Origin of the sequence: Acuticoccus mangrovi, assembly GCF_016411865.1 — a bacterium.
Taxonomy (GTDB): domain Bacteria; phylum Pseudomonadota; class Alphaproteobacteria; order Rhizobiales; family Amorphaceae; genus Acuticoccus; species Acuticoccus mangrovi.
Genome location: NZ_JAEKJA010000013.1, coordinates 140,431 through 162,166, shown reverse-complemented (window position 1 = coordinate 162,166; position 21,736 = coordinate 140,431). Strand labels below are relative to the sequence as shown.

Here is a 21,736-nt window from a genome sequence, read left to right as displayed (position 1 = left end):
TCAGAAGCAGCGACGTGGTCAAAAGCAAAGCCGACGCCCGAGGGCGCCGGCCTGTCGTTATTCGGCGGGTGCGGGACCCGGCACGGCAGGAGGCGGCGTGCCGTCGGTGGTCTCGTGCGGCTTCTCCTTCAGCGGAATGATGCGCCGCACCACCACGTAGAAGAGCGGCACGAAGAAGATGCCGAGCAGCGTCGCCGACAAGGTGCCGCCGAGGACGCCGGAGCCGATCGCCGTGCGCCCCGCCGAGCCCGCGCCCGTCGACAGGACGAGCGGCACGACGCCGAGGGAAAACGCCATCGACGTCATGAGGATCGGGCGGAAGCGCTGTCGCGCCGCCTCCTTCACCGCGTCGAGGAGGGGTTCGCCCGCCTCCTCCCGCTCCCGCGCGAACTCCACGATCAGGATCGCGTTCTTGCCCATCAGGCCGATGACGGTGAGCAGTCCCACCTGGAAGAACACACCGTTGTCGAAGTTGCCGAGCCAGGCGCCGGCGAGGGCGCCGATCACGCCGATCGGCATCGCGAGCATCACCGCGATGGGGATCGACCAGCTCTCGTAGAGCGCGGCGAGGCTGAGGAACACCGCGGCGAGCGACAGCGCGTAGAGGAGCGGTGCGGCGTCGCCCGATTCGCGCTCCTCCAGCGACAGGCCCGTCCAGGAGATGTCGAAGCCCGCCGGCAGCTGGGCGACGATCCGCTCGATCTCCGCCATCGCCTCGCCGGTGGTGACGCCCGCGGCGGGCGAGCCCTGGATCTGCATCGCCGGCACGCCGTTGTAGCGCTTCAGACCCTGCGGCCCGAACCGCCAGCTCCCCTCCGAGAAGTTGGAGAAGGGCACGAGCGCCCCCGCATCGTTGCGCACACGCCAGCGCTCGATGTCCTCCGGGTTGCGCCGCGCATCCGGCTCGCCCTGCACGTAGACGCGCTTGATCCGGCCGCGGTCGAGGAAGTCGTTGACGTAGGACCCCGCCCAGGCGGTGGACAGGAGATTGCCGACGTCCGTCGCCGTCACCCCCATCGCGCCGGCGGCTCGCCAGTCGACGTCGAGATTGAACTGGGCGGCGTCCTCGAGCCCCGACGGGCGGATCGAGCCGATCAGCGGGCTCTGCATCGCCATCCCGAGGAGCTGATTGCGCGCCTCGAGGAGCTGCTCATGCGTCTGGCCGCCGCGCGCCTGCAGGTAGAAGTCGAAACCCGACACGTTGCCGAGCTCGATCACCGCCGGCGGCACGATGGGAAACACCATCGCGTCGCGGATCTGCATCAGCGCCCCGAAGGCGCGGCGGGCGATGGCCTGAACGCTCTGGCTCGCCTCCTCGCGCTCCGACCAGTCCTTCAGCCGCACGAAGCCGAGGCCCATGTTCTGGCCGCTGCCGGCGAACGAGAAGCCGACCACGGTGAAGATCGACTGGACGTCGTCGGTCTCGTTGTTGAGGAAGTGGTCCTCGATCTTCGACATCACCTTGAGCGTCCGCTCGGCGGTGGCGCCGGTGGGGGCCTGGACGAGGGTGAACATGATGCCCTGGTCCTCGTCCGGCAGAAAGCCGGTGGGCGTGTTGATGAACATCCACACCATGCCGCCGACGAGGGCGACATAGAGCAGCCCGACGCGCAGCGGCCGCCGCACGATGCCGCCCACGGTCCGACTATAGCCGTGCTGCGAGGCGTCGAAACCGCGGTTGAACCAGCCGAACAGGCCGCGCCGCCTGTCGTGCCCCTCCTTCGGTCGCTTGAGGAGGGAGGCGCAGAGGGCCGGCGTGAGGGTGAGCGCCACCACCACCGACAGCGTCATCGCCGACACGATGGTGATGGAGAACTGCTTGTAGATGACGCCGGTCGACCCGCCGAAGAAGGCCATCGGCACGAACACCGCCGACAGCACCATCGCGATGCCGATCAGCGCGCCGGTGATCTGGCCCATCGACTTGCGCGTCGCCTCGCGGGGCCCGAGCCCCTCCTCCTCCATGATGCGCTCGACGTTCTCCACCACGACGATGGCGTCGTCGACCAGAAGGCCGATGGCGAGCACCATCGCGAGCATCGTCAGCGTGTTGATGGAGAAGCCGGCCACGGCGAGCACGCCGAAGGTGCCGAGAAGCACCACCGGAACCGCGAGGGTCGGAATGATCGTCGCCCGGATGTTCTGCAGGAACAGAAGCATCACGAAGAACACGAGGACGATCGCCTCGACCAGCGTCTTCACCACCTCCTCGATGGAGATCGTCACGAACGGGGTGGTGTCGTAGGGGATGACGTAGGCGACGCCTTCCGGGAAGAACTGGGCGAACTCGTCGATGCGCTTGCGCACCGCCGTCGCCGTGTCGAGGGCGTTCGCGCCGGAGGCGAGCTGGATCGCCATGCCGGAGGCCGGCTGACGGTTGTAGCGCGAGATGGTCTGGTAGCGCTCGGCGCCGATCTCCACCCGGGCGACGTCCTTGAGGAGGACGAGGCCGCCGTCGGTCTCCGCGCGCAGCACGATCTGCTCGAAGTCGGCCGGCGTGCGCAGCAGCGACTGCGCGGTGATGGTGGCGTTGAGCATCTGCCCGTCGACCGCCGGCAGGCTGCCGAAGGCGCCCGCGGAGATCTGCGCATTCTCCGCCGACACCGCGTTGACGATGTCGATGGCGGAGAGCTCGTAGGCGGCGAGCTTGGAGGGGTCGAGCCAGATGCGCATCGCATATTGCGAGCCGAACACCTGGACCTGCCCCACCCCGGGGATGCGGCTGAACTCGTCGACGAGGTTGGAGTTCAGGTAGTCGGCGAGGTCCACCTCGTCGAGCCGGCCGTCCTCGGAGATGAGGCCGATCACCATGAGGAAGCCGGCGGAGGACTTGCGCACCGTCACGCCCTGACGCTGCACCGCTTCAGGCAGCAGCGGCGTCGCCTGGGCGAGGCGGTTCTGCACCTGCACCTGGGCGATGTCGGGGTCGGTGCCCGTCTCGAAGGTGAGGTTGATGTCGACGCTGCCGGCGGAGGTGGAGTTGGAATCGATGTAGCGCAGACCGTCGAGGCCGGTCATCTGCTGTTCGATCACCTGGGTGACGGTGTTGGCCACCGTCTCGGCCGAGGCGCCGGGGTAGGTCGCGCCGACGCGCACCGACGGCGGCGCGATCTGCGGATATTGGGCGATCGGCAGCACCAGGATCGACAGGATGCCGATCCCCATGATGATGATCGAGATGACCCACGCGAACACGGGTCGGTCGATAAAAAACTTGGCCATGGGACCGTCCGGGTCGTCGCGTTTCGCGGATCAGGATCAGTTCGAGGGGGTCGTGGACTTCGCGCCGCCCGGGCGAGCCCGTCGGCGCGTCGGTGCCGTCTCTTCGGCAACCTGCGTGGCGTCGGCGGGCGCGGCCGCCGCTGCTTCGCTCGCAGGCTTTGCCGGAGCCGCCGGCGCGGGCTTCGCCGCGGCCTCCGGGGCGGGTTTGGCCGCCGCTGCCGGCGCGGGCTTTGCGGCCGACGGCGCCGGGGCCGCCTGCGCCGTCCCGGCGGCAGCTTGCGCGGCGGGCTTGGCCGCTGCCGGAGCGGCCGGCGGCGGCGCGCCGCGCTCCTGCGGCATCACCGGCGCCTGCGGGGCGATCTTCTGCAGCCCTTCGACGATGATCTGGTCGCCGTCGCCGAGGCCCTCGCTCACCACCCAGTCGTTGTCCCGGGCCTGCATGATCGAGAGCTCGCGCACCTCCACCACGTTGTCGGCGTTGACGACGTAGGCGATCGGCCGGCCGCGGCGGTCGCGGGTCACCCCCTCTTGGGGCACGAGCACCACGTTCTTCGCCACCGCCTGCGGCACCTCCACCTGCACGTACATGCCGGGCAGCAGGAGGTGGTCGGGATTGGGGAATTCGAGACGCAGCGTGATCACGCCCGTGCTCTCGTTGACGTGCGGCTCGGCCGCGCGCAGCGAGCCGGTCTTCTCGTACTTGCTGCCGTCGGCGAGGATGAGGGTGACCGTCGGGTCGGCGTTGGCGAGCTCGGCCTGGGTCTGGCCGCGACGCCATTTCAGCATCTCGGCGGCCGACTGGGTCACGTCGACGAGCACCGGGTCGAGCTGACGGATGACCGCCAGCGGGTCCGTCTGGCCCGAGGTGACGAGCGCGCCTTCGGTGGTCAGCGAGCGGCCGATCACGCCGGACAACATCGCCCGAACCGTGGTGCGCTGGAGGTCGATCTGGGCCGACTGGAGCTGCGCCTCGGCCACCTGGAGCGCCGCCGCTGCCGAATCGCGGGTCGCAACGGCGGTCTCGAGGCTCTGATCGCTGACGACGCCGCGCCCCTGCAGACGCTCCTGCCGGGCCGCTTCCTTCTCCGCCTGGTTGGCGGTGGCCTTCGCCTGCGCCACCGCCGCCTTCGCCGCGGCGACGCTCGCTTCATAGCTCGCCGGGTCGATCCGGTAGAGCGGGTCGCCGAGCTTCACCTCGGCGCCCTCGTCGAACAGACGTCTCACGATGATCCCGTCCACCTGCGGGCGTACTATCGCGACGCCGGAGGCGACGACGCGCCCCGGCAGGATCGACGTCAAGGTGACCTCCGCCTCCTTCAGCGTCACCACGGTGACGGGTGTGGGTGGTCTGCCACCGCCGGGCGCTTGGGCGAAAGCGGTTCCGCCCGCGGCAAATATCGCAAACATCGCGACAACCGCCGCCCGCAAGCTCAAATCACTCATGCCTTGCCTTCCGCATCCGCAGGCGAGCCAAACGTCTCCTGCTGCCCTCCGCGACGGCCGCGGTCCGGGCGAGTTCGAGGCGAACCAAAGGTCCGAGGGGGGACGAGTTCGTGCCGTAGCACTTATGGTGACGATGACCGCGCTTTGCAATCGCCGCCGGCGCCAGCTTTTCGCTACTGCACAATGCCCGTACAATGCCTAGTCTGAAAATATTGGAAACTTTTAGAAACAGTCTGGCACGCCATCGACATCCGGAGACCGGCTCCGGATATGCCGCCGGAATGGACCTCCGGCCGACGAGCTCCGTCGACTTTCCCGCGGCAACATCTTGACGAAACATGGCTGTTTCGTCCGCGGCGAGCGCTGCGGATCGCCGAGGCCGACGGCGTCCGCGAATCGCCGCCGCGGAGAGGTTTCCTTACATTTCATCCATGTGGGAGCCACGCGCGACAGGGTGCCGCGGCCATCCTCCCAAGACGGCGCTACGCCGTCAGGTCGATCAGACGCCGCACCACGGCGCCGTCGGCGAGGGCATCGAAACCTTCGTTGATCTCGTCGAGCGGGCTCGTTCCGGTGTGGAGCTTTTCGACCGGAAGACGCCCCGCCGCGTTGAGGCGCATGTAACGAATGATGTCGCGCGAGGGCACGCCGCCGCCGAGATAGGAGCCGCGCAGGGTGCGCTCCTCCGCCACCATGGAAAGGTGCTGCAGGGGGTAGGTGGCGGCGGGATTCGCAAGGCTCGCCGTCACCGTCTGCCCGCCCCGGCGCGTCGCCTTGTAGGCGGTGTCGAACGCCGCCATGACGCCGGCCGTCTCGATGGCGGTGTCGACGCCGCCGCGCGTTGCCTCCTTGACCTCGCCCGCGGTGTCGGCGCCCGCCTCGAAGGTGCCGGTGGCGCCGAGCGAACGGGCGAAGGCGAGCTTCTCGGGGTTCACGTCGATGGCGATCACCTCGGCCGCGCCGGCGGCGATGGCGCCGAGCAGGGCGGCGAGGCCGACCCCGCCGAGCCCGACGACGGCCACCGACTGGCCGGCTTTGACCGCCGCCGTGTTCACCACGGCGCCCACCCCCGTCAGCACCGCGCAGCCGAAGAGGGCCGCCCGCTCCAGGGGAAAGGCCTTGTCCACCTTGACGAGGGAGCGGCGCGAGATCACCGCGAGGTCGGCGAAGGCCGACACGCCCACGTGGTGGTAGACGCCGGCCCCGTGCCAGTGGATCCGGCGGGCGCCCGACAGGAGCGTCCCCTCCCCGTTCGCCTTGGCGCCCGGCTCACAGAGGGCGGGCCGCCCCTCCGCACACGGCGCGCACGAGCCGCAGGACGGAACGAACACCATCACCACGTGATCGCCGGGCGACAGATCGTCGACCCCCTCCCCGCAGCGCTCCACGATGCCGGCGGCCTCGTGGCCGAGGGCCATCGGCATCGGCCGCGGGCGGTCGCCGTTGATCACGGAGAGGTCGGAATGGCAGAGGCCGGCCGCCACGACGCGCACCAGCACCTCGCCGGGACCCGGGTCGTCGAGCTCCACGGTCTCGATGGAAAGCGGCTTCGACGTGGCGTAGGGACGTTCGGCCGGAAAGGCCGAGAGGATGGCGGCGCGGCTCTGCATGGCTCGTCTCTTATGGTCGGGTCCTTGGGCACCGGCCGAAACCGGCCGCGCAGTCTCCCACGCCCGCGCCGTGCTTTGAAAGCCGCGGGGCGAGGGTCATAGGCGGCCGACCCCCGCCGGAACGCATGGCGCGCCTCAGGCGAGGAGCGTCGCCATCCGCTGCAGCGCCAACAGATAGCCCTCGGTGCCGCACCCCGCGATCACCGCGTCCGCCCGCGTCGAGACGTAGGAATGATGGCGAAAGGCCTCCCGCTTGTGGATGTTGGAGATGTGGACCTCGATCACCGGCGCGTCGAAGGTGTTGAGCGCGTCGAGGATCGCCACCGAGGTGTGGCTGAAGGCGCCGGGGTTGATGATGATGCCGGCAGCCGCCTCGCGCCCTTCGTGGATCAGTTCGATGATCTCGTGCTCGGCGTTCGACTGATGGCAGCGCACCGTCATGCCGAGCTCGGTGGCGCGGGCGTGGCAGGCGGCCTCGACGTCGGCGAGCGTCTCGCGGCCGTAGATCTCCGGCTGACGCTTGCCGAGAAGATTGAGGTTGGGCCCGTTGATGATGAAGACGCTCACGCGGCCGCCCGCATTTCGCCACCGCGCGCGAGGAGCACGAGCCCCAGCGCCTGGGCGGCGGCGGCCTGGGTGGGGTCGATCACCGGGACGCCCAGCTCGGCGATGAGCGGCGCACGGTGGCGCGTCATCCCCGCGCAGCCGAGGATGATGGTCTCCGCACCGGCTTCGAGGAGGCTTTCGGCGGCGGCCTTCACCTTCGGATAGGCGGCCGCCTCCTCCGCCGCGGCGACGGAGAGGTGGAGCGGCGCGGAGCCGGCGCAGCGCCCGTCGACGCCCATCTCGCGGAACGCGCGATACTGGCGCTTGATCGAGGACGGGCCGAGCGCCACCACGCCGAAGCGGTCGCCCTGCATCAGCGCCGACATCACCGCGCACTCGCGGATCCCGAGCACCGGGCGCGTCGTCGCCTCGCGGCACACGGCGAGGCCGGGGTCGGAGAAGCAGGCGATCACGAAGGCGTCGACGTCGCCGCGCGAGGCGACGATCTCGCGCAAGGGGAGCGTCACCTCCTCCACGTGGCGCTGGGTCTCGATGCCGAAGGGGCCGGAGGCCATCGTCATGCATTCGAGCGCCGGCCCGCCGGCAAGCCCCAGCGGCGCGACGGCCCGGGCCATCCCCGCGGTGACCTCCGGGTTGGAATTCGGATTAATGAGAAGGATGGTTCCACCCATATTCTGTCGTCTTTCCCAAGCCGTTACGAAGATCTACCGCCGCGCCGGCGAGATTGGCGGCCCGTCTGCGCCCCGTCAACGCGCAAAGGCCCGTCGACAATTGTCCGCCAAGCCGCTACCTCGGCGGAACCTAGACGTGAGGAGCCGACACCCGTGAGTGGCGTCAACGATATCCGCTCGAAGTTTTTGAACTATTTTGCCGAGAACGGACACGAGATCGTGCCGTCGAGCCCGCTCGTGCCGCGCAACGACCCCACCCTGCTCTTCACCAACGCGGGGATGGTGCAGTTCAAGAACGTCTTCACCGGCGCCGAGCACCGCCCCTACGACCGGGCCGTGACGAGCCAGAAGTGTGTGCGCGCCGGCGGCAAGCACAACGACCTCGAAAACGTCGGCTACACCGCGCGTCACCACACCTTCTTCGAGATGCTCGGCAACTTCTCGTTCGGCGACTACTTCAAAGAGCGCGCGATCGACCTCGCCTGGACCTTGATCACGAAGGAATACGGGCTGCCGGCCGACAAGCTGCTCGCCACCGTCTATGCCGAGGACGACGAGGCCTTCGACCTCTGGAAGAAGGTTGCGGGCCTCCCCGAAAGCCGCATCATCCGCATCCCGACGGACGACAATTTCTGGCGCATGGGCGACACCGGCCCCTGCGGCCCGTGCTCGGAGATCTTCTACGATCACGGCGACCACATCTGGGGTGGCCCTCCGGGATCGCCGGAAGAGGACGGCGACCGGTTCATCGAGATCTGGAACCTCGTCTTCATGCAGTACGAGCAGGAGACGCCGGAGATCCGCAAGGACCTCCCCAAGCCCTCCATCGACACCGGCATGGGGCTCGAGCGCATCTCGACGATCCTGCAAGGGGTTCACGACAACTACGAGATCGACCTCTTCCGCAACCTCATCGCCGCCGCCGAGGAAGCCATCGGCGCGAAGTCGCGCGACGGCGAGGGCAATCTCGTCCCGAGCTTCAAGGTGATCGCCGACCATCTGCGCGCCACCTGCTTCCTGATGGCCGACGGCGTCCTCCCCTCCAACGAGGGCCGCGGTTACGTCCTGCGCCGCATCATGCGCCGCGCCATGCGCCATGCGAACATGCTGGGAGCCACCAAGCCGGTGTTCCACAAGCTCGTTCCGGCGCTGGTGCGAGAGATGGGCCAGGCCTATCCGGAGCTTCGCCGCGCCGAAGCGCTCATCGTCGAGACCACCGAGGCGGAGGAAGTGCGCTTCGGCCGCACCCTCACCCGTGGCCTGACGCTCCTCGAAGAGGCCGTGTCCGAGCTTCCCGAAGGCGCCGCCCTCCCCGGCGAGACCGCCTTCAAGCTCTACGACACCTTCGGCTTCCCCTACGACCTCACCGAGGACGCCCTCCGCCCGCGCGGCATCGCCGTGGACCGGGCCGGGTTCGAGACCGCGATGGAGGCCCAGAAGGCCGAAGCGCGCCGCTCATGGGCGGGCTCGGGCGAGGCGACGGACGAGAAGGTGTGGTTCGGCTTGCGCGAAAAGCTCGGCGCCACCGAATTCCTCGGCTACGAGACCACCACCGCCGACGGGGCGCTCGCCGCCATCGTGGTGGACGGGGCGGAGGTGGGCATGCTCATCGCCGGCACCGAGGCGCGTCTCGTGTTCAACCAGACGCCGTTCTACGGCGAATCGGGCGGCCAGGTGGGCGACGCCGGCCTCGCCTTCGCCGGCGATACCGTGTTCGAGATCGCCGATACCCAGAAGGTGGCCGACGGCCTCTTCGTCCACCGCGGCACGCTGAAGTCGGGCACGCTGAAGGTGGGCGACGGCCTGACGCTGGAGGTCGACGCCACGCGCCGCAACGCGATCCGCTCCAACCACTCCGCCACCCACATCCTGCACGAGTGCCTGCGCCGGGCGCTGGGCGATCACGTGGCGCAGAAGGGCTCGCTCGTGTCACCGGAGCGGCTGCGCTTCGACTTCTCCCACGCCAAGCCGATGACCGACGACGAGATCGCCGGCGTCGAGGCCGAGGCGAACCTGCGGGTGCGCGAGAACGACGAGGTCGACACCCGCGTCATGGGCATCGAGGACGCCATGCAGTCCGGTGCCCGCGCCCTCTTCGGCGAGAAATATGGCGACGAGGTCCGCGTCGTCTCCATGGGCCGGGAAGGCAACAAGCGCTTCTCGGTGGAGTTGTGCGGCGGCACCCATGTGAGGCGCACCGGCGACATCGGCCTCGTGGTGCTGACCGACGAGGGGGCCGTCTCCTCGGGCGTGCGCCGCATCGAGGCGCTGACGGGCGAGGCCGCCCGCCGCTACGTCGCCGACCAGCGCGCCAAGCTGCGCGCCGTCGCCTCGGCGATGCGCGTCTCCACCGACGAGGCGCCCGGCCGCGCCGAAGCCCTCGTCGAGGAGCGCCGCAAACTGGAGCGTGAGCTCGAGGACGTGAAGAAGCGCCTCGCCCTCGCCGGCCCCGCCCAGGCCGAAGCGGCGCGGGAGGTGGCGGGTGTGACCTTCGTCGGCCGCGTGGTCGACGGGCTGCCCGGCAAGGCGCTGAAGGGCCTCGCCGATGAGGCGCGCGAGGCGGCGGGCTCGGCGGTGGTCGCCATCGTGGGCAAGGCCGACGGACGCGCGAGCGTGGTCGTCACCGTCAGCGGCGACCTCACCGACCGCTTCGACGCCGTGGCGCTGGTGCGGGCCGGCTCCGAGGCGCTCGGCGGCAAGGGCGGTGGCGGCCGGCGCGACATGGCCCAGGCCGGCGGCCCCGATGCCGACAAGGCCGACGCCGCCATCGAGGCGATCGCCGGCGCGATGGCCGGCTGATCGAGGACGGACGCCACCCCCTTCGCGGGGGGTGCCCGTCCTCGAGGCGACGATCAGGTGCGGCGGATGACGCCGGGCCGCGCGAGGTCCTTTTTCAGCAGCACCATGTTGGCGCGGTTCGCCTTCCAGAACACGTCGATCACCGATCCCACGAGTGGGATGGAGCCGAACACGGTGTCCCCGGCGACGTTGGCCGCCATGCGGGCGAGGGTGCGTTTGCGCGCGCCCATCCGGTACCCCTGGGCGATCAGATAGGCCGACAGGCCGAAGCCCGCCAAGTCTCCGATCCCCGGCACCAGGCCGAGCACCGAATCGAGACCGAAGCGGATCCCAAACAGGCTGAATTTCGAATCGAGCCAGTGCGCGAGTTCATCGAGCTCCCGCACCGATGTTGCGGACGCGGCAGCGCTATACGTCGCGCCGCGCCCCGGAGCCCGACGCATCGTCAGAGTGGGTGCCATTGTTCTCTCCTCGCAAGAAGAAATACTGTCACTCCCGCTCCGGTTCCTCTCACGATGGCGAAGGGTCCAGGGTCACGGGCGAAAGGAATTTAGTCCTTGCACGCCGCACTTCAAGTTTTCCGGCGCGACAGGCCGGCGCGGATTGGCATGGCTTTCGCAAGCATCGGGAGAAAACACACCATGCGGGAGAGCTTCATGACCATCACCGTCCGCCTCGCAGCGCTCGGCCTCGCAGCATGTCTCGCCGGCCCGGCGGTCGCGCAGGATTCCTACAAGACCGCTATCGACGGCACATTCGCACCCCATGCGATGCCCAAGCTCGGCGGCGGTATCGAAGGCTTCAACGTCGATCTCACCGACGAGCTCGCCAACCGCCTCGGTGCCGAGATCGACCTCACCGCCACCCAGTGGTCGGGCCTCCTGCCCGCACTGCAGGCCGGCACCTACGACTTCATCGTCGCGCCCACCACGATCACCAAGGAGCGGGCGGCGAACCTCCTCTTCTCCGAAGGCTATCTCAACACCGACTACCTCTTCATCACCAAGAAGGGCGCGCCCGAGATCACCGACCTCAAGCAGTTCGAGGGCAAGACGATCGCCGTCAACAAGGGCTCGGTCTACGACAGCTGGGCGCGCGGCCTCGAGGATGAGATCGGCTGGACGGTGGAGAGCTACGGCACCAACTCCGACGCCGTCCAGGCGGTGCTGTCGGGTCGCGCCTTCGCCAACGTCGCCGGCAACACGGCCTCGGCCTGGGCGGTGAAGAAGAACCCCAACCTCGCCAACTCCTACCTCTACAAGACCGGCCTCGTCTGGGGCATGCCCTTCCGCAAGGGCGACGAGGAGCTGCGCAACAAGATCGAGGCGGCGCTCGAGTGCATGAAGGCCGACGGCTTCATCGCCGGGCTGCACGAGAAGTGGTTCGGCTTCGCTCCGGCGGAGGATTCGGCCGCCGTCGTGGTCCAGCCGGGCTACGGCGAGCCGGGCTTCGAGGGCTATCAGGACATCGAGCACGAGCTCTCCTGCTCCTGAGCGACCAGCCCGAGCCCACGCCGATGACCGACAGCCCCCTCGCCACCGCCGCCGCCCGGTCGGGCGGCTCGGCCCCGCACGCCACGCCGATCCTGCAGCTCATCGCGCTGCACAAGAGCTTCGGCACGGTCGACGTCCTCAAGGGCATCGACCTCAAGGTGACGCCGGGCGAGATGGTCTTCCTCATCGGCCCCTCCGGCTCCGGCAAGTCGACGCTGCTGCGCTGCTGCAACCGCCTCGAGGAGCCGACGTCCGGCGCGGTGGTGGTGGAGGGCGTCGACATCACCGGCCCCAAGGTGGACCTCAACAAGGCCCGCCGGCGCATCGGCATGGTGTTCCAGTCCTTCAACCTCTACCCGCACAAGACGGCGCTCGGGAACGTGGCCCTCGCGCTGATCAAGGTCTCGGGCCTCTCCCGCCGCGCCGCTCGCGAGAAGGCGATGGCCGCCCTCTCCGACGTCGGCCTCGCCGACAAGGCGGAGAACTACCCCGCCCAGCTCTCCGGCGGCCAGCAGCAGCGCGTCGCCATCGCCCGCGCCCTCGCCTTGGAGCCGAAGGTGATGCTCTTCGACGAGCCCACCTCCGCCCTCGATCCGGAGCTCGTCGGCGACGTGCTCGACGTGATGCGCAAGGTGCGCGAGGCGGGCATGACGATGCTCGTCGTCAGCCACGAGATGCGCTTCGCCGCCGAGGCCGCCGACCGCGTCATCTTCATGGACGGCGGCGTCATCGTGGAGGAAGGCTCGCCGCAGGAGATCTTCCGCGCCCCCAAGGAGGCGCGCACCCAGACTTTCCTCTCCCGGGTCAGCCACTGATGGGACCGTTCGAGAGGTTTCTCGATACCTTCTTCAACGAAACGGTGATGGCGAAATACCTCCCCGCCATCATCGGCGGGATGGGCGTCACGCTGCAGCTCGCCGTGCTGGTGGTGGTGAGCGGGATCGTCCTCGGCCTCCTCCTCGCCTGCCTGCGCGCCTACCGCATCAAGGCGCTCAACATCGCGATCGTCGCCTTCTCCGACGTGTTCCGCGCGCTGCCGCCGCTCGTCATCATCCTCATCGCCTATTTCGGGCTGCCCAACGTGGGGCTGTCGCTCAGCGCCTTCGTCGTGATCTGGCTGGTGCTCGGCCTCACCCTCGGCGCCTTCGCCGAGGAGATCTTCTGGGCCGGCATCCTGTCGATTCACAAGGGCCAGTGGGAGGCGGCCCGCTCCACCGGCCTCACCTTCACCCAGACGCTCCTTTCCGTGGTGCTGCCCCAGGCGGTCCGCCTCACGGTGCCGCCGCTCACCAACCGCGCCATCGCCATCACCAAGTCGACCGCCCTCGGCATGGTCATCGGCCTGCCCGACATCCTCGGCGAGGCGACCACCGCCCAGTCCTTCTCCGGCAACGCCTCGCCGCTGATGATGGCGGCGATCGCCTACATCGTGCTCTTCCTGCCGCTCGTCGTCTTCTCCCGCTGGCTGGAGACGCGCTTCAAGTGGCGCCAGGCGTGAGGCGGGGCTGAGCCGATGGACGCCCTTCTCGATCAGTTCTTCAACGTCACCATCATGACGCAGGCCTGGCCGATGCTCTTGCGCGGCCTCGCGATGACGGCGCTCATCTGCCTCATCGTGATCCCGCTCGGCCTCCTCGCCGGCATCGCCGCGGCACTGCTCAGCCTCGCGGAGCGCCGGGCGATCCGCTGGCCGGCCATCGCCTTCGTCGACTTCTTCCGCGCCGTCCCGCCGCTCGTCCTCCTGATCTTCGTCTATTCGGGCCTGCCCTTCGCCGGCATCCGCCCCTCCCCGCTCCAGGCCGTCGCCATCGCCTTCGTGCTCAACAACGCGGCCTACTACGGCGAGATCTACCGGGCCGGCATCCTCTCCATCGGCAAGGGGCAGTTCGAGGCCGCCCGTTCCACCGGCCTCACCGCGGCCCAGACGATGGCGCACGTCGTCCTGCCGCAGGCGGTCCGCAACGTCCTGCCCGACCTCATCTCCAACACGGTGGAGGTGGTGAAGCTGACCTCGCTCGCGAGCGTCGTGTCGCTCGCCGAACTCCTCTACCAGGCTGACATGGCTCGTTCGGTCACCTACAACGCATCACCGATCGTGGCCGCGGCTGGCCTCTATCTCGTCATCCTGTGGCCCCTTGTCCGGCTCGTCAGCCGGATGGAGCGCCGCATCGCCGCCTGAGGACATTGCTATGAGACCCGTACATGTCGCCGCCGCCCAGCTCGGCCCCATCCAGAAGGCCGAGCCGCGCGAGGCCGTCGTCGCCCGCATGCTCGCCCTGCTCGATGCCGCCGCCGACAAGGGCTGCGACCTCGTGGTCTATCCCGAGCTCGCCCTCACCACCTTCTTCCCCCGCTGGTACATGGAGGACCAGGCCGAGGTGGACACCTGGTTCGAGGCGGAGATGCCCAACGCGGCGACGCAGCCCCTCTTCGACGCCGCCAAGGCGAAGGGTGTCGCGATTTCCTTCGGCTATGCCGAGCTGACGCCCGACGGCCACCACTTCAACACCTCGATCCTCACCGACAAGACCGGCACGATCATCGGCAAATACCGCAAGGTGCACCTGCCCGGCCACGACGAGTTCGATCCCGAGCGCGCCTTCCAGCACCTCGAGAAACGCTACTTCGAGCCCGGCGACCTCGGCTTTCCGGTGTGGCAGACGCTCGGCGGCGTCTTCGGCATGTGCATCTGCAACGACCGGCGCTGGCCCGAGACCTACCGCGTGATGGGCCTGCAGGGCGTGGAAATGGTCCTCCTCGGCTACAACACCCCCTCGGTGAACAGCCAGAAGAGCGCCGAGGGACCGGAAGACCGCCTCTTCCACCATCGCCTGGTGCTCCAGTCCGGCGCCTACCAGAACGCCACCTTCGTGGTCGCCGTCGCCAAGGCCGGGGTGGAGGACGGCCACCCCCTCATCGGCGGCAGCGTGATCGTCGACCCCAACGGCAAGATCGTCGCCGAGAGCCTCACCGAGGACGACGAGCTCGTCACCGCCGTCTGCGATCTCGACGAGACGGTGTTCGGCAAGGAGACGATCTTCGACTTCGCCCGCCATCGCCGCATCGAGCACTACGGCCGCATCACCTCCCAGACCGGCGTCGAGGTCGCGTCCTGATGGCGACCTTCGACTTTTCGCAGCTCGAGGCGCGCGAGCGCTACAAGCTCCTGTGCGCCGCCGTCATCCCGCGGCCGGTCGCCTGGATCACCACGCTCAACGCCGAGGGCGGGGTCAACGCCGCGCCCTTCTCCTTCTTCAACGTGTTCGCCGACGAGCCGCCCCTCCTCATCGTCGGCATCGGCCGCCGGCCGGAGTCCGGTCCGAAGGACACGGTGCTCAACGCCGAGCGCGAAGGTGCCTTCACGGTGAACCTCGCCGACACCGCCCTCGCCGAGAAGATGGTGGCGACCGCCGCCGACTTTCCGCCGGAGATCGGCGAGGCGGAAGCGGTGGGCCTCGCCGTCGCCGACGGCGTCACCCAGAAGATCCCCTACCTCAAGGACGCCCCCGTCGTGCTCGAGTGCAGCGTCTACGAGATCCGATATCTCGACGTCGACCGAGCGCTGCTGATGGGAAAGGTGTCCGCACTGATTGCCCGCGACGGCCTGTTCGATCTGGATACGCGGCGGCTCAATGTGCCACATTGGGACCCGGTGGCGCGGCTGTTTGCCACGTCCTATGCGCCTCTCGGAGAAGCGTATTCCCTGCCCATTCCCGATTGGCGGACCATCACCGGCCCTAAGGAGACTTCCGAATGACCCACCGCCTCACCGAGGACGCCCACGGCGTCTACATCATCTCGGCGACCCCCTTCACCGACGACGGCGCCGTGGATTTTGCGAGCCTCGACAGCCTGACCGACTACTATCTGAGCCACGGCGTTTCCGGCATCACGATCCTCGGCCTGATGGGCGAGGCTCCCAAGCTCACCGCCGAGGAGGCGAGTGAGATCATGACGCGCGTCCTGAAGCGCGTCGACGAGCGCGTCCCGGTCATCGTGGGCGTGTCCAATGCCGGCCTCGACAATCTCGTGTCGCTCGCCAAGAAGGCGATGGGCCTCGGCGCCGCCGGCGTGATGGCCGCCCCCAACGCCGGCCACAAGCACGAGAAGGGCATTCTCGACGGCTTCAAGGCGATCGCCGACCGGCTGCCGGACGTGCCGATCGTCTACCAGGACTTCCCGCTGACCACCGGCATGCCGATCTCGGCCGAAGGCTTCAACACCATCGTCGACGAGATCCCCTCGGTGGTGATGCTGAAGCATGAGGACTGGCCGGGCCTGCCGAAGCTCTCGAGCGTCCGCCGCGTCGCGCAGGAGAAGGGCAGCCGCCGCGTGTCGATCCTGTGCGGCAACGGCGGCATCTTCCTGCCGCTCGAGCTGGCGCGCGGCGCCGACGGCGCGATGACGGGCTTTGCCTATCCGGAGATGCTGGTGGAGGTGGTCCGCCGCCACCGCGCCGGCGACGTCGACGGTGCCGAGGATCTCTTCGACGCCTATCTGCCGCTGGTGCGCCACGAGCAGCAGCCGGGCTACGGGCTCGCCGTCCGTAAGGAGATCCTGCGGCGCCGCGGGGCGATCAAGACCGCCACCGTGCGCGCCCCCGGCCCCAAACTCGACGCCGCGGGCCAGGAGGAGCTGACGCGCCTCATGAGCCGCCTCGAGCGCAACCTCGCCGCCCTGCGCCCGGCGATGGCCGCGGAGTAATGCACTTCGACCTCGTGATCAGGGGCGGTACGGTCGCGACCGCCTCCGACACCTTTGCCGCCGACGTCGGGATCGCCGGCGGCACCGTCACCGCCATCGCGAGGGGCCTGCCGGACGGCGCCCGCACCATCGATGCCACCGGCCGCCTCGTGCTCCCGGGCGGCATCGAGAGCCACTGCCACATCGAGCAGGAGTCGGCGACCGGCGCGATGACCTCGGACGACTACTATTCGGGGTCCGTGTCCGCCCTCTTCGGCGGCAACACCAGCTTCATCCCCTTCGCCGCCCAGCACCGTGGGCAGAGCGTCGAGGAGGTGCTCGAAACCTACCACGAGCGGGCCAAGAAGTCGGTCATCGACTACTCGTTCCACCTCATCATCACCGATCCGTCCGACGCGGTGCTGAAGGTCGGACTGCCGAAGGCGTTCGCCGACGGGGTCACGAGCTTCAAGGTCTTCATGACCTACGACAAGATGATCGTCACCGACGAGATGATGCTCGACATCCTCGTGACGGCGCGCGAGCACGGCGCGCTGACGATGACGCACGCGGAGAACAACGCGCTCATCAAGTGGATGGTGAAGCGCCTCCTGGAGCGCGGCTACACCGACGCCAAATATCACGCCATCAGCCACCCCGCGGCGGCCGAGGCGGAGGCGATCCACCGCGGCATCAGCCTCGCGAGCTTCGTCGGCGCGCCGCTCCTCATCGTGCACGTGTCGACCGACGCCGGGGCCCGCCTCGTCGCCAACGCCCGCACCGAGGGGCACGCGATCTTCGGCGAGACGTGCCCGCAATATCTCTTCCTGACGCGCGACGACCTCGACCGGCCGGCGCCGGAAGGGGCGAAGTTCTGCTGCTCACCCCCGCTGCGCGACGGGCGGACGCAAGCGGACCTCTGGCGCCACCTCAAGGCGGGCAACCTGCAGCTCTGGTCCTCCGACCACGCCCCCTACCGCTTCGACGCGACGGGCAAGCTGTCGGCCGGCCCCAACCCGCCCTTCAACAAGATGGCGAACGGGATGCCGGGCATCGAGATGCGGGCCCCGCTCCTCTTCTCCGAAGGGGTGCGCAAGGGCCGGGTCAGCCTCAACGAGTTCGTGGCGCTCACCTCCACCAACGCCGCCAAGATGTTCGGCATCCACCCGCGCAAGGGCACCATCGCGGTGGGCTCGGACGCCGACATCGCGATCTGGAACCCCGACGAGACGCGCACGGTCACCCAGACCGGCATGCACGACGCCATGGACTACACGCCGTTCGAGGGCATGTCGGTCACCGGCTGGCCGGAAACGATGATCACCAACGGCCGCGTGGCGATGGCGGACGGCGTCCTCCTCGCCGAGCGCGGTGCGGGCGTGTTCATGAAGCGGGCACCGTTCGACGCCTCCGGCTACCAGCAGCCGGTGCCGCCCGAGCTCGATCCAAAGATCGCCTTCGGCGCCAAGCTCCTCTGACTGGAGCCATGGCGAGAGGGCGCACGGCGCTCCCTCTCGGACGGCACCTCCTCAGAGGAGGTAGACGGGGTCGCGCGTCACCTCGATCTGGTCACGCGCTCCGCAGTGGCAGCAGCGCACGACGTGGCAGCGACCCCGCAGCCGATCGTCAGCCTGGCCGATGCGCTCCCAGTGGTGAATACAGAGCGGACGCCGCATCCGCCCTATCCAATATTCCAACGTCGACATGACCGCCCTTGGGATCGATCAGCGCCGCAGGGGCGGCGATGATCATATGATCTTCAAGAGGATAGCGCCGATTGTGGTCGAAATGTGTCGGACCGCGCCGCAGCTGTCGCGACAGCGTGTCGCCGGTGCCGCGCCCGGTCAGGCCGACTTCTCGAAGAGCTCGCGGCCGATCAGCATGCGGCGGATCTCGCTGGTGCCCGCGCCGATCTCGTAGAGCTTGGCGTCGCGCAGCAGGCGGCCCGTCGGGTAGTCGTTGATGTAGCCGTTGCCGCCGAGGGCCTGGATCGCGTCGAGCGCCACCTGGGTGGCCTTCTCGGCGGCATAGAGGATCGCCCCCGCCGCGTCCTCGCGCGTGGTGCGCCCCACGTCGCAGGCGCGCGCCACCGAATAGACGTAGGCCTTGCAGGCGTTCATCGTCACGTACATGTCGGCGAGCTTGCCCTGCATCAGCTGAAAGGTGCCGATGGGCTGGCCGAACTGCTTGCGCTCGTGCACGTAGGGCACCACCACGTCGAGGCAGGCCTGCATGATGCCGAGCGGCCCCGCCGCGAGCACCACACGCTCGTAGTCGAGCCCCGACATCAGCACGTTGACGCCCTTGCCCACCAGGCCGAGCACGTTCTCCTCCGGCACCTCGCAGTCCTCGAAGATCAGCTCGCAGGTGTCGGACCCGCGCATGCCGAGCTTGTCGAGCTTCTGCGCGGTGGAGAAACCCTTCATGCCCTTCTCGATCAGGAAGGCGGTGATGCCGCGCGACCCCGCCTCCGGATCGGTCTTGGCGTAGACCACCAGCGTCTCGGCTACCGGGCCGTTGGTGATCCAGAATTTGTTGCCGTTGAGGACGTAGCGGTCGCCCTTCTTCTCGGCGCGGGTACGCATCGACACCACGTCGGACCCCGCGCCCGGCTCCGACATCGCGAGCCCGCCCACGTGCTCGCCGGAGATCAGCTTGGGCAGGTATTTTTCCTTCTGCGCTGCGCTGCCGTTGCGGTTGATCTGGTTGACGCAGAGGTTCGAGTGGGCGCCGTAGGACAGCCCCACCGAGGCGGAGGCCCGGCTCACCTCCTCCATCGCCACGCAGTGGGCGAGATAGCCGAGCCCCGCCCCGCCATACTCCTCGCCGACGGTGATGCCGTGCAGGCCGAGCGCGCCCATCTCCGGCCACAGCTCGATGGGGAAGAGATTCTCCCGGTCGGTCTTCTCCGCCAGCGGCGCGATGCGATCGTCGGCAAAGGTGCGCACCTGGTCGCGCAGCATGTCGATGTCCTCGCCGAGACCGAAATCGAAGCCGCCGAAGTCGTTGCGCATCGTTCTGTCCTCCCTTGGCGCGGCGTTTCGCGCGGCATCATTCGTCCCTCAGCGATGGGAGGAAGGCAAGGCGTCGGGTTGCGAGGCGCTCTGGCGGATGCGACCATGTCCAGACCGAACTGTCTTCTCCGGTGGTCTTTCATGGACACGCCCTACGCCTCGCTCCCCGCGACCGCATTCTGGCGGACGGGGGTCGCCGACCTCGCTCCCGACGCCATCGCCGGCGTCTACGCCCCGAAATTCGCGATCGCCCCTTCCACCACCGTCGCCACGCTGGGCTCGTGCTTCGCCCAGCACATGGGCCGGGAGCTGCGCCAGCGCAGCTTCCGCTGGTTCGAGGCCGAGCCCGCCATCGCCGGCTTCCCCAAGGAGTTCAACGAGAGCCACCAATACGGCGTCTTCTCCTTCCGCACCGGCAACATCTACACCCCGCGCATGCTGCGCCAGTGGCTCGAATGGGCGAGCGGCACCGCCTCGCCGCCGGACGAGATGTGGGAGAAGGACGGCCGCTTCGTCGACCCCTTCCGCCCCACCATCGAGCCGGACGGCTTCGCCACGCCCGACGACGTTCTCGCCGCGCGCCGGGCGAGCCTCGCCGCGATCGCCGCGAGCCTGCCGAAGATCGAGGTGCTGGTGTTCACCCTCGGCCAGACCGAGGCCTGGCTCGGCGAGGACGTGACCTACGCCATGTGCCCGGGGACGGCCGGCGGCACCTTCGACGGCGCCCGCCACCGGTTCCACAACTTCTCCACCCGCGAGTGCGTCGCCGACATGGAGGCCGCGATCGCGCTGCTGAAGGCGGCCAACCCGCAGATGCGCATCCTCCTCACCGTGTCGCCGGTGCCGATGGTGGCGACCGCCTCGGCCGAGCACGTGCTCGTCGCCAACGGGCGCACCAAGTCGGTGCTGCGCGCCGTCGCGGCGATGCTGGCGGAGGAGCGCGACGAGGTCGACTACTTCCCGAGCTACGAGCTGATCACCCAGCCGCCCTTTCGGGGGATGTTCTACCACGACAACATGCGCACGGTGCAGCCGGCCGGCGTCGCCTTCGTGATGGAGCAGTTCTTCACCGCGCACGGCGTGGCGCCGAAGGGGAACCGCAAGGCGCGGCGGCGCCTCGCGCTCAACGGCAAGGCGGCGGCGAAGGCCGAGCCCGCGACGGATGACGTCGACGACGTCATCTGCGAAGAGGTTCTTCTGGAGGCGGCGGCCCCGCGCCGCTGAGCGGCCCGCCGGCCCTGCGGGAGAGACGAGGCGAGTATCGGTATGCGTATCTGCGTCATAGGCTCCAGCCAGATGGCGGCGATGAAGATGGCGCACGACGACGGCGGCACCCCCGCCGACGTCGGGATGCGCTTCATGGGCCGCGGCGGCGGGCGGTTCCGCACCATCATCGCCGATCGGCGGGGCATCTCCATCGATCGCCGCCCTGACGAGAAGGCCGGGCCCAACGCCATGTGGGTGCCGCTCGACGCCGTCGTGCGCTACGACGAGCACGACGTGTTCGTGGTCTACGGCCTCCTGCGTCTCGACGGCCTGCTCCAGGCGAGGATCGAGGAGCAGTCCGCCAATCCCCGCTTCACGCGGTCCTATATCGAGAAGGGCGTCGAGGGAGTCTTCACCGGCGATCCGACCCTGCGCATCGCCGGCGACATCGCCCGGTGGGGCGGCAAGCCCACCTACGTGCTGGCCGCCCCCCTCTTCGCCGAGAAGCCGACATGGACCGATGGGCTGCCGCCGGAGCCGCTCGCCGAAGTCGACCGGCTCGTCGCCCAAAGATGCGCCGACGTCGGGGCGATCTTCGTGCCCCAGCCGGCCGCGACGATCGTGGAGAACAGCCACACCGCGCCCGAGTTCGCCCGCGGCCTCGGCGACATGGGCACCCTCTCGCGGATGGAGCACGACGTCGTCCACATGAACCCGGACTATGGCCGGATCGTGCTCGACGCCGTCCTGCAGCGCATCGCCGCCGACGCGGCCGCCGATCCGTCGGCCTTCACCGCGCCCCCCGCCGAGCAGTCCGGCGCGCCATCCGCCGCCCGCGGCCTTTCCCGCTTCTTCCGCCGTTCCAAGAGCGCCTGAGCGCGGCTTGCGGCGGCTCCAGCCCGCCGCGGCAGCTCGCGTGGCGACCCAGCGATGCCCCCGGGGCGGTTGCCGACATATGTCGGCACATTATGTCCACGATTCCCGGGCACATTGCAGGGCAGGGTCTTTCACCAATGCGAAGTCGGGAC

19 protein-coding genes are annotated in these 21,736 nt (G+C 69.0%); 11 read left to right on the top strand and 8 right to left on the bottom strand.

Features of this window, described 5'->3' with window-relative positions; translation table 11 throughout:
* Positions 1–57: 57 nt before the first annotated feature.
* From JCR33_RS16315 to JCR33_RS16295, 5 genes are all read right to left on the bottom strand, one after another.
* Positions 58–3,222 (bottom strand): efflux RND transporter permease subunit, encoded by a 3,165-nt coding sequence (locus JCR33_RS16315; RefSeq protein WP_198883169.1) that lies wholly within the window; start codon positions 3,220–3,222, stop codon positions 58–60.
* Positions 3,223–3,258: 36 nt separating this feature from the next.
* Entirely contained in the window at positions 3,259–4,629 is a 1,371-nt protein-coding gene (locus tag JCR33_RS16310) for an efflux RND transporter periplasmic adaptor subunit (RefSeq protein WP_198883168.1), read from the bottom strand.
* A 518-nt stretch (positions 4,630–5,147) separates the two neighbouring features.
* Positions 5,148–6,275, bottom strand: coding sequence for a zinc-dependent alcohol dehydrogenase family protein (locus tag JCR33_RS16305; protein WP_198883167.1), 1,128 nt, complete (start codon positions 6,273–6,275; stop codon positions 5,148–5,150).
* Between the two features lie 135 nt (positions 6,276–6,410).
* A complete protein-coding gene (aroQ, locus tag JCR33_RS16300; protein ID WP_198883166.1) occupies positions 6,411–6,842 on the bottom strand; it encodes a type II 3-dehydroquinate dehydratase in 432 nt (143 codons plus the stop codon).
* The gene (locus JCR33_RS16295) at positions 6,839–7,513 is read right to left on the bottom strand and encodes an aspartate/glutamate racemase family protein (protein ID WP_198883165.1); all 675 of its coding nucleotides are present in this window, start codon (positions 7,511–7,513) and stop codon (positions 6,839–6,841) included. The genes aroQ and JCR33_RS16295 overlap by 4 nt, the downstream gene beginning before the upstream one ends.
* A 153-nt stretch (positions 7,514–7,666) precedes the next feature.
* Here JCR33_RS16295 and alaS point away from each other — a divergent pair, with 153 nt between their 5' ends.
* Positions 7,667–10,312, top strand: a complete 2,646-nt coding sequence (gene alaS / locus JCR33_RS16290; protein WP_198883164.1) for an alanine--tRNA ligase — start codon at positions 7,667–7,669, stop codon at positions 10,310–10,312.
* A 53-nt stretch (positions 10,313–10,365) separates the two neighbouring features.
* On the opposite strand, the gene JCR33_RS16285 is transcribed toward alaS, so the two are convergent.
* On the bottom strand, positions 10,366–10,773 hold the full coding sequence (locus JCR33_RS16285; protein WP_211110349.1) for a DUF4112 domain-containing protein: 408 nt from the start codon (positions 10,771–10,773) through the stop codon (positions 10,366–10,368).
* 195 nt (positions 10,774–10,968) lie between these two features.
* On the opposite strand from JCR33_RS16285, the gene JCR33_RS16280 reads away from it, so the two are divergent.
* Genes JCR33_RS16280 through hydA form a run of 8 tightly spaced genes read left to right on the top strand, consistent with a single transcriptional unit; the run spans position 10,969 to position 17,966 of the window.
* The gene (locus JCR33_RS16280; protein WP_198883163.1) at positions 10,969–11,805 is read left to right on the top strand and encodes a transporter substrate-binding domain-containing protein; all 837 of its coding nucleotides are present in this window, start codon (positions 10,969–10,971) and stop codon (positions 11,803–11,805) included.
* Between the two features lie 23 nt (positions 11,806–11,828).
* Positions 11,829–12,620, top strand: a complete 792-nt coding sequence (locus JCR33_RS16275; RefSeq protein WP_211110348.1) for an amino acid ABC transporter ATP-binding protein — start codon at positions 11,829–11,831, stop codon at positions 12,618–12,620.
* A gap of 47 nt (positions 12,621–12,667) precedes the next feature.
* On the top strand, positions 12,668–13,303 hold the full coding sequence (locus JCR33_RS16270; protein WP_232372617.1) for an amino acid ABC transporter permease: 636 nt from the start codon (positions 12,668–12,670) through the stop codon (positions 13,301–13,303).
* Positions 13,304–13,318: 15 nt separating this feature from the next.
* Positions 13,319–13,984, top strand: coding sequence for an amino acid ABC transporter permease (locus JCR33_RS16265; RefSeq protein WP_198883161.1), 666 nt, complete (start codon positions 13,319–13,321; stop codon positions 13,982–13,984).
* Between the two features lie 10 nt (positions 13,985–13,994).
* The gene (locus tag JCR33_RS16260; protein WP_198883160.1) at positions 13,995–14,921 is read left to right on the top strand and encodes an N-carbamoyl-D-amino-acid hydrolase; all 927 of its coding nucleotides are present in this window, start codon (positions 13,995–13,997) and stop codon (positions 14,919–14,921) included.
* Entirely contained in the window at positions 14,921–15,562 is a 642-nt protein-coding gene (locus tag JCR33_RS16255) for a flavin reductase family protein (RefSeq protein ID WP_198883159.1), read from the top strand. Before JCR33_RS16260 ends, JCR33_RS16255 begins: the two co-directional genes overlap by 1 nt.
* A complete protein-coding gene (locus tag JCR33_RS16250) occupies positions 15,559–16,509 on the top strand; it encodes a dihydrodipicolinate synthase family protein (protein ID WP_198883158.1) in 951 nt (316 codons plus the stop codon). The genes JCR33_RS16255 and JCR33_RS16250 overlap by 4 nt, the downstream gene beginning before the upstream one ends.
* Complete coding sequence (gene hydA, locus JCR33_RS16245; RefSeq protein WP_198883157.1) at positions 16,509–17,966, top strand: dihydropyrimidinase; 1,458 nt, start codon at positions 16,509–16,511, stop codon at positions 17,964–17,966. Before JCR33_RS16250 ends, hydA begins: the two co-directional genes overlap by 1 nt.
* A 51-nt stretch (positions 17,967–18,017) precedes the next feature.
* On the opposite strand, the gene JCR33_RS16240 is transcribed toward hydA, so the two are convergent.
* Positions 18,018–18,164, bottom strand: coding sequence for a hypothetical protein (locus tag JCR33_RS16240; RefSeq protein WP_198883156.1), 147 nt, complete (start codon positions 18,162–18,164; stop codon positions 18,018–18,020).
* A 168-nt stretch (positions 18,165–18,332) separates the two neighbouring features.
* Positions 18,333–19,502, bottom strand: coding sequence for an isovaleryl-CoA dehydrogenase (locus tag JCR33_RS16235; RefSeq protein WP_198883155.1), 1,170 nt, complete (start codon positions 19,500–19,502; stop codon positions 18,333–18,335).
* 141 nt (positions 19,503–19,643) lie between these two features.
* On the opposite strand from JCR33_RS16235, the gene JCR33_RS16230 reads away from it, so the two are divergent.
* Together JCR33_RS16230 and JCR33_RS16225 are read left to right on the top strand one after the other, a co-directional pair.
* A complete protein-coding gene (locus JCR33_RS16230; protein ID WP_198883154.1) occupies positions 19,644–20,726 on the top strand; it encodes a GSCFA domain-containing protein in 1,083 nt (360 codons plus the stop codon).
* Between the two features lie 42 nt (positions 20,727–20,768).
* Complete coding sequence (locus JCR33_RS16225; RefSeq protein ID WP_198883153.1) at positions 20,769–21,584, top strand: hypothetical protein; 816 nt, start codon at positions 20,769–20,771, stop codon at positions 21,582–21,584.
* The last annotated feature ends 152 nt before the right edge of the window (positions 21,585–21,736 follow it).